A 7,162-nucleotide genomic window follows, 5' to 3' on the forward strand; every position below is an offset into this window, starting at 1 on the left:
GCCCCGGGGAGGGGGCGCCGCCGCTTCTCGCTTCCCGCGTGCTCAGTTCTTGAACGCGGAGGCGAGGCCGAAGCGCCACAACTGGTCGACGCGGGACCGCTCCTGGGCGTTCGGCTGGGCGTTCTGGCAGGACGTGCCGGGGCCGCCGCCCGACATCAGCTCGCTGCACGGACCGCTGTAGTGGTCCGGCAGCCCGAGGACGTGCCCCGTCTCGTGGGCGGTCACACGGGTGGAGTTGTACTGCTGGTTCTGCCGGTAGTCGAGGAAGATGTAACCGCCGCCGTGGCCGTCGGTGCTCGCGTACGAGCCGCGGGAGTCGTTGCCCTCGTAGTAGCGGAAGTCCGGGTTGCTGCCCTCGACGAGCCGGACGTTCACCACCGAGCTGTTCCATATCTGCGCCGAGCGGGAGATCTGGCTGCGGAAGCTCGGCGCGTTGGACGCGCTGTAGACCACGGTGACGGCGGCCGCGCCGGGAGCGGCGGCCCGCTTCTTCGCCACCGACTTCACGACGGCGTCGAAGAAGGCCTGGTTGGCCTTCGCCTCCTCGGCCGAACCGGCGTACGCCACGGCGGTGTTGCCGGCGGCCGGGACGCCGGTGGGGGCGCTCGCGGCCACGGCCGGGGCCGCACCGAGGGAGGCGGCGAGACCGAGGCCGAGGGCCGTGGCCAGGACAGAGGTGAGGACCTTGGGGTGACGCATGGGGGGCTCCTCCTGTAGGGGATGGGAGAGAGTCTCGGGGGAGCCGGGGCGCGTGGGGATGATGTCAACCGGCGATAGCATCACCGCATCACCTGGTGGAAACACCCTCAACTCCCTTGAAATCAAAGGTGATTGAGGGGTTCCGGGTATCTGGTGCGAGTCAGGGAGCCGCCCTACCCTCGGGGCATGGAGCTGGAGGTGAGACACCTGCGCGCGCTCTGCGCCATCGCGGACACGGGCAGCCTGCACAAGGCGGCCCGCCAACTGGGCATGAGCCAGCCGTCGTTGACCACCCAGCTGCGCCGCATCGAGAACTCCCTGGGCGCCGAACTCTTCTCCCGCGGCCGCACCGGCTGCCGACCCACCCCGCTCGGCCGCTCCCTGCTCAGCCGGGCCCGCCCGCTCGTCGCCGACATGGCGGCGCTCGTCACCGAGACCCGGGCCGCCGCCGCCCGCACCGACGGACTCGGGCTCCGCGTCGGCTCCACCGCGAGCCGGGCGCTCCCGGGCTGGCTGCGCCGCCTCCGCCAGCGGCTGCCCGGCACCGACATCGGCCTGCGGATGGACGTCTCCGCCAACGCGCTGCTGCGGAGCGTCGCCGCGGGGCAGCTCGACGTGGCCTTCGTGCACGAGGTGGAGGGCTGCCCGTTACGGGTGCCCGAGGGCCTCAGGGAGCGGGTCCTGGTCGCCCGCGAGCCGCAGTTCGTCTCCCTGGCCCGTGACCATCCCGCCGCCGCCCGGCCCGTGGTGGACCTCGCCGACCTGGCGGGCGACCACTGGATGGTCGACCCCACCGTGGACGGCGAATGGGACGGCCTCCGCCGGGTCCTGGACGCCGCCGGCATCGACCCGCCGCTGCTGCACGGCGACTACCACACGGCCGCCTCCCTCATCGTCCTCGGCGAGGCCGTCGCCCCCTGCCAGCCGACCTCCGTCCCGCGCGAGGACATGGCCGTCCGCCCGCTGCGCGGCGACCCGCTGGCCGTGCGGCTCCTGCTGTACGCGCGCCCCGGGGCGCCCCTGGACACGCTGTACGCGGAACTCGCGGCGGCCTACCGGGAGGTGGCCCTCAGGGCCGCCCCGTACCGCGAGTGGCTTCGGCGCCAGGGGACGGCGGCGACGCTGTCGGTGGGACCGTGCATGATGACGGCATGAGCGAACACCCGGCACAGGCACTGGTCCGACCCGCCCGTCCCGAGGACCTGCCGCGGGTCGTGGAACTCATCGCCGAGCACGCGGCGTACGAGAAGGCGGCGCCCCCGGCCCCCGGCCTCGCGGACCGGCTCACCGGCCTCCTCTTCGGCACCGAGCCGCCCCGCCTCCGCTGCCTGGTCGCCGCCCTCCCCGACGGAACCCTCGCGGGCTACGCGAGCTGTGCCCCGGAGGTCTCCACCTGGGACGGCACGGAGTACCTCCACATGGACTGCCTCTACCTCACGGAGAGCTCCCGGGGCCACGGCCTGGGCCCGCTCCTGATGGCGGCGGTCCGCGCGGAGGCGGGCCGGCTCGGGCTCGCGGAGATCCAGTGGCAGACCCCCGCGTGGAACGAGGGCGCGATCCGCTTCTACGACCGGCTGGGCGCAACCTCGAAGGAGAAGCACCGCTACAGCCTCCGCGCGGAGGCGTAGGCGGTCCGCGGGGCTCAGGAGGACCGCGGGGCTCAGCAGGACCTGGGGGCTCAGCCGCGGGGCGGCGGCCAGGGTCCGGCGAGCAGCCGCTCGGACTCGGCGACGATCGCCGCGACGAGCTGCTCGCGCGTCCCGTCCCGGGCGGCCGCCCAGTCGTAGGAGGCATCCGTCGCGTCGACCAGCGGCCGCAGCGCCGACGGCCGGGCCAGGGCGTGCCAGCCCTCGTACGTGACGAGGTCGCCCCCGGCCCCGGGGGCCAGACTCCCGTTCACGATCAGCCGCAGCCACCAGCGCACCAGCTCCCACCGGGCGGCCTCCCAGGGCAGGTCGGAGTCGTCCGAGGGCAGGGTGCCGACAAGACCCAGCTCGCCGAGAACCCGCTCGAAGAGCTCTTCGGCGCGTTCGTGCTCGTGCCGGGTCAGACCGGCGAGCAGCGGAAGGGACTCCGCCTCGACGTCGAGCAGCAGCGCGCCGAGGCCCGCCTCGATCAGCTGCTCCGGCGAGGGCCGACGCCCGACGAGCCGCTCGACGGCCAGCATCCGGAGGCACTCGACGGCCTCCCCCGGGGTGACGGCGTAGGGGACGTACGGCGTGGGGGCGGTGACGTCGATGCCGGGACCGCCGCTGACGAAGTACGCCCAGAAGTCGACGGTCGTACGGGCGGGGGCGCTGCTCGCCCGGCCGGTGAACTCGTGCCGGACGTAGTCGGCGAGGTCGTTCCCGTAGACGATGATGTCGGTCTGGACGACGGACAGCACGGGGTGCCCCCAGTCGCCCGGCGTGCCGGGCAGGTAGCGGTGGCTGTAGAGGGGGACCAGCGGGGGGACGCTCGTCAGCTCGGCCCGCGCGAGGCGCAGCGCCTCGGCGACCCGGGAGGGCCTGGGGCCCCAGGCGGGATGCCAGAAGCCGTTGTGCTCCACGTCGAAGAGAAGGCCGTCCGCGGGCCCGGCGAGCCGGTCGGCCAGGTCGTCGGGGTCGCCGCCGCGCCAGTCGGGCCAGTGCGGCGACCCGAGGGGCAGCCCCGCGGCGAGGAACACCCGGTGGTCCGCCGCGAACCGGAACCCGAACTGCTCCTCGACCGCGTCGAGTTCCGCCTCGCTGAGACCGGGCCCGATCTCGGCCGGGAGCAGGCGCAGGAGAGCGCGGGCCTCCTCGGCGGTCAGCCGCGGGGGCGGGGAGGCCGGAGCGGGCGGCGGGCTCGGAGCGGACGCGGAGGAGGGCGGGTGGGGCGTGGTCATGCCAGGAAGCCTAGTGACGCACACTCGTAGGGTGATCGTTCTTCATCCCGTCCTGGAGATCCTCGGCACGCGCGACTTCGACCTCTGGCCGGTCGTGGACCCGGGGGCGTACGCCTTCCTGCCGCTCAGCGGCCGGCTCGGCGCGGCGGAGGTCGGTACGGCGGTGATGCGCGTCGCCGAGTGCAACGACGTCGATCCGGCGGACGAGGACCATCCGCCGCGCCCGGCCGATCCGCTGGGCGGCTTCCTCCACGGACTGCTGACCGTGGAGGGCCTCTTCGCGCCCGGGGGGCTGCGGGTCACCGACACCGCGACCGGTGTCACGTTCCTGCCCGGCTGCTGCAACGGGCTGGACGAGCGGCTCGACTGGTTCGAGGTCCTGGACGGGGACGGGTGGGCCGGCTTCGGCCACGGCCCCTCGCCGCTCGCGGAGCGCGTCGGCGACGCGGTGCGGCTGACCGTCGACGTGGACCGGGCCGACAGCCCGGTCATCGAGCTCCCCGCCACCGACCTGCGGCGCCTGCTGGCCGAGGCGGAACGCGACCTGGCCGACTTCCACCGGCTGGCCACCGAGTGGACGGACCGGTACGTCCCCGGCCACGCGACCGCGGTGGCCGACGCACTGGCCCGGGCCCTGGGGCTGCCGGCGCCGACGGAGTGGCGGTAGGCCCTACTCCGTGACGTCCTGCGGGTACCAGCGCAGCTCGACCGTGTTGCCGTCCGGGTCCCTGACGTAGACCGACTGGGCCGAACCGCGGGCGCCCCAGCGGGGGACGGGGCCCTCGATGACGTCGAAGGTTCCGGCGTCGAGGACCTCCTGCCAGTCGAGCGGGTCCACGACGAGGCATATGTGATCGACGTTGGACTCGCCGCGCGGGCGCGAGAAGAGGTCGATGACGGTGCTCTCGTCGATCCGCACGGACGGGAACGACACCTTCCCGGCCCGCCATTCCTCGACCCGCTCGCCCGCGAGGCCCAGGGGCCCGGTGTAGAACGCGAGCGCCCTGTCGACGTCGGTCACATTGAGTACCAGGTGGTCGAACGCCTTGACGCGCATGGAGCATCACCCTTCTGTAGGAACGTCGGTATTGCGGCGGGAAAGTCCGAAGGGGTACGACCGCCAGGCAGTCGTACCCCTTCGGAACGGAGGAAGAAGGTCAGGCCTTCTTCGTCTCCCAGAAAATGCGGTCGATCTCGGCGATGAGCTCCAGCGCCTTCTCGCCCGTCTTCGGGTCCGTCGACGCCTTGGCGGCCGAGAGGGCCTTCAGGGTGTCGTTGACCAGCTGGTTGAGCTCGGGGTACTTCTCGAAGTGCGGGGCCTTGAAGTAGTCGCTCCAGAGCACCGAGACGTGGTGCTTGGCGAGCTCCGCGCGCTGCTCCTTGATGACCGTGGCGCGGGCGCGGAAGTGCGCGTCCTCGTTCGCCTGGTACTTCTCCTGGACAGCCTTGACCGACTCGGCCTCGATGCGGGCCTGGGCCGGGTCGTACACGCCGCACGGGAGGTCGCAGTGGGCGCTGACCTTCACCTTGGGGGCAAACAGGCGGGAGAGCATTGAGCCGTCCTTCCTCGTGATCGTCTTCTCAGGTGGGACATTACTCGGTGAGAAGGGCGATTTCGCGGGCGCCCCCTGGGGCTTAGGTCAAAAGTCCAGGGTCGGCATGGGACTCGTGTACGAGTGAACGAGCGGATGTGTGGGTGGATGCGGGTGTGGAGCGGCGGGCGGAGCGGGCGATGCCGATGAGGGAACCGGGGCGGGAGCGAGCGGCGGAGGCCGGGGCTCCGTTCGGTGTCGCCGAGGTGACGGGGGTGTCCATGGTGCCCACGCTGCTCCACGGGGATCAGCTGCTCGTGCACTACGGCGGCCGTCTGCGGCCGGGGTGCGTGGCCGTGGTGCGGCATCCGCTCCAGCAGGATCTGCTCATCGTGAAGCGGCTGATCGAGCGACGTGACGGCGGCTGGTGGGTGCTCGGCGACAACCCGGACGCCGAGGGCGACAGCCGGGTCTTCGGGGCCGTACCGCCCGAGCTGGTTCTCGGGCGGGTGCGGGCGCGCTACCGGCCGGTGACGCCGGGGCGTCAGCGGTCGCTGGGGGTGACGCTCTCCTGGCTGTTCTCGGCGGTGAGGCCCGTCCGGTCCGTCCGGTCGGCCTCCAGGCGCTTGCGGGCCCGGTAGGCGGCCACGTTGGCGCGGGTCGCGCAGCGGTCGGAGCAGTAGCGCCGGGAGCGGTTGGTCGACGTGTCCAGGTAGGCGTTGCGGCAGGGCGGCGCCTGGCAGAGGCCGAGCCGGTCGGCGCCGAACTCCGTCAGGTGGAAGGCCAGTCCCATCGCGCAGATCGCGGCGTATCCCGTGGTCGCGTTCGAGGAGTGGTCGGCGAGGTGCATGTGCCACCGGGGGCGGCCGTTCTCGTCGAGGATGTCGTGGCCGGAGATCTGGGGACTGACCGGGAACTCCAGGAGGAGCGAGTTCAGGAGGTCGACGGCCCCCGTGTGGTCGCCCTCGTCGGCCAGGGCGAAGACCGCCCGCAGCCGGGTCCTCACCGCACGGAAGCGGGGCAGGTCGGCCTCCGTGACCCGCCGCGCCATCTGCGAGGCCGCGCCGAAGAGTTCCCTGATCACCTCGACGGAGGTGAGGGAGTCCTTGCCGCGCGCCGGCTCCTCGGTGTTGACCAGACGTACGGCGAAATCCGAGTAATGGGCCAGTTCCACTTGTAGTCCTTACTGCGGCGGGCTAGTGTCTCGGTCGGAAGGGGTAACAACTGTTTACCCTTAGAGGGTATTACAAAGAGGGGGAGGAACGGCGATGACCGGAACCGACTGGGCGGCCTGGCAGCAGAGCTGGGACCGTCAGCAGGAGTGGTACATGCCGGACCGTGAAGAGCGCTTCCGGGTGATGCTCGACATGGTCGAGGCCTTGGTGGGACCGAAGCCCCGCGTCCTCGACCTCGCGTGCGGTACGGGAAGTATCACGGATCGGCTCCTCAAGAGGTTCCCGGAGGCGACCAGTACCGGTGTCGATCTCGACCCGGCCCTCCTCGCCATCGCCGAGGGCCACTTCGCCGGCGACGAGCGCGTCACCTTCGTGACCGCCGACCTCAAGGACCCCGACTGGGCCGCCGGGCTGCCCCATGAGTCGTACGACGCCGTCCTCACCGCCACCGCGCTCCACTGGCTCCACAGCGAGCCCCTGGCGGCCCTCTACGGCCGCCTCGCCGGTCTCGTCCGCGCCGACGGCGTCTTCATGAACGCCGACCACATGATCGACACGAGCACCCCCCGGATCAACGCCGCCGAGCGCGCCCAGCGTCACGCCGTCATGGACCGCGCCAGGACAGGCGGCGCCCTGGACTGGGCCGAGTGGTGGGCGCTCGCCGCCAAGGACCCCGTCCTCGCCGAGCCCACCGCCCGCCGCTTCGAGATCTACGGCGAGCACGCCGACGGCGACATGCCCTCCCCGCGCTGGCACGCCGACACCCTCCTCGCCGCCGGATTCGGCGAGGCCAGGACCGTCTGGGCCTCGCCCTCCGACACCCTGCTCCTCGCCGTGAAGTAAGCGGCGCGGATGCGGGAAGGGGCGGTACGGGTCCTCCCGTACCGCCC

General features: G+C 72.4%; 10 protein-coding genes. 5 read left to right on the top strand and 5 right to left on the bottom strand.

Annotated elements, in window-relative coordinates:
- Positions 1-42 precede the first annotated feature (42 nt).
- The gene (gene snpA, locus ACFQ79_RS39620) at positions 43-699 is read right to left on the bottom strand and encodes a snapalysin (protein WP_383593006.1); all 657 of its coding nucleotides are present in this window, start codon (positions 697-699) and stop codon (positions 43-45) included.
- 186 nt (positions 700-885) lie between these two features.
- Here snpA and ACFQ79_RS39625 point away from each other — a divergent pair, with 186 nt between their 5' ends.
- Together ACFQ79_RS39625 and ACFQ79_RS39630 are read left to right on the top strand one after the other, a co-directional pair.
- Positions 886-1,854, top strand: a complete 969-nt coding sequence (locus ACFQ79_RS39625; protein WP_383593009.1) for a LysR substrate-binding domain-containing protein — start codon at positions 886-888, stop codon at positions 1,852-1,854.
- Positions 1,851-2,327 carry a GNAT family N-acetyltransferase gene (locus ACFQ79_RS39630; protein ID WP_383593012.1) on the top strand — a complete coding sequence of 159 codons (477 nt, stop codon included), beginning with the start codon at positions 1,851-1,853 and terminating at the stop codon, positions 2,325-2,327. The genes ACFQ79_RS39625 and ACFQ79_RS39630 overlap by 4 nt, the downstream gene beginning before the upstream one ends.
- Before the next feature lie 50 nt (positions 2,328-2,377).
- Here ACFQ79_RS39630 and ACFQ79_RS39635 read toward each other — a convergent pair whose 3' ends face one another.
- Positions 2,378-3,565, bottom strand: a complete 1,188-nt coding sequence (locus ACFQ79_RS39635) for a hypothetical protein (protein WP_383593015.1) — start codon at positions 3,563-3,565, stop codon at positions 2,378-2,380.
- A gap of 31 nt (positions 3,566-3,596) precedes the next feature.
- Between ACFQ79_RS39635 and ACFQ79_RS39640 the strand changes: the two genes are divergently transcribed.
- Positions 3,597-4,232, top strand: coding sequence for a hypothetical protein (locus tag ACFQ79_RS39640; RefSeq protein ID WP_383593018.1), 636 nt, complete (start codon positions 3,597-3,599; stop codon positions 4,230-4,232).
- Between the two features lie 3 nt (positions 4,233-4,235).
- Here the strand turns inward: ACFQ79_RS39640 and ACFQ79_RS39645 are convergent, their stop codons facing one another.
- Positions 4,236-4,622, bottom strand: coding sequence for a VOC family protein (locus tag ACFQ79_RS39645; protein ID WP_355957403.1), 387 nt, complete (start codon positions 4,620-4,622; stop codon positions 4,236-4,238).
- A gap of 100 nt (positions 4,623-4,722) precedes the next feature.
- Positions 4,723-5,118, bottom strand: coding sequence for a superoxide dismutase, Ni (gene sodN, locus ACFQ79_RS39650; protein ID WP_030320908.1), 396 nt, complete (start codon positions 5,116-5,118; stop codon positions 4,723-4,725).
- A 143-nt stretch (positions 5,119-5,261) separates the two neighbouring features.
- On the opposite strand from sodN, the gene sodX reads away from it, so the two are divergent.
- Positions 5,262-5,738: a nickel-type superoxide dismutase maturation protease gene (gene sodX, locus ACFQ79_RS39655; protein ID WP_383593021.1), complete on the top strand. Its 477-nt coding sequence runs from the start codon at positions 5,262-5,264 to the stop codon at positions 5,736-5,738.
- Here sodX and ACFQ79_RS39660 read toward each other — a convergent pair.
- On the bottom strand, positions 5,642-6,271 hold the full coding sequence (locus ACFQ79_RS39660) for a CGNR zinc finger domain-containing protein (RefSeq protein WP_383593024.1): 630 nt from the start codon (positions 6,269-6,271) through the stop codon (positions 5,642-5,644). The two genes, sodX and ACFQ79_RS39660, sit on opposite strands and share 97 nt — an antisense overlap.
- A gap of 94 nt (positions 6,272-6,365) precedes the next feature.
- On the opposite strand from ACFQ79_RS39660, the gene ACFQ79_RS39665 reads away from it, so the two are divergent.
- Entirely contained in the window at positions 6,366-7,115 is a 750-nt protein-coding gene (locus tag ACFQ79_RS39665) for a class I SAM-dependent methyltransferase (RefSeq protein ID WP_383593027.1), read from the top strand.
- Positions 7,116-7,162: the final 47 nt, after the last annotated feature.

Origin of the sequence: Streptomyces sp. NPDC056480 (assembly GCF_042795405.1) — a bacterium.
Lineage (GTDB): Bacteria > Actinomycetota > Actinomycetes > Streptomycetales > Streptomycetaceae > Streptomyces.

Bases quoted from the DNA above. Each gene is read 5' to 3' on its own strand.
- snpA (WP_383593006.1), bottom strand. From the start codon at position 699: ATGCGTCACCCCAAGGTCCTCACCTCTGTCCTGGCCACGGCCCTCGGC.
- ACFQ79_RS39635 (WP_383593015.1), bottom strand. From the start codon at position 3,565: ATGACCACGCCCCACCCGCCCTCCTCCGCGTCCGCTCCGAGCCCGCCG.
- ACFQ79_RS39630 (WP_383593012.1), top strand. From the start codon at position 1,851: ATGAGCGAACACCCGGCACAGGCACTGGTCCGACCCGCCCGTCCCGAG.
- ACFQ79_RS39645 (WP_355957403.1), bottom strand. From the start codon at position 4,622: ATGCGCGTCAAGGCGTTCGACCACCTGGTACTCAATGTGACCGACGTC.
- sodN (WP_030320908.1), bottom strand. From the start codon at position 5,118: ATGCTCTCCCGCCTGTTTGCCCCCAAGGTGAAGGTCAGCGCCCACTGC.
- ACFQ79_RS39625 (WP_383593009.1), top strand. From the start codon at position 886: ATGGAGCTGGAGGTGAGACACCTGCGCGCGCTCTGCGCCATCGCGGAC.
- ACFQ79_RS39665 (WP_383593027.1), top strand. From the start codon at position 6,366: ATGACCGGAACCGACTGGGCGGCCTGGCAGCAGAGCTGGGACCGTCAG.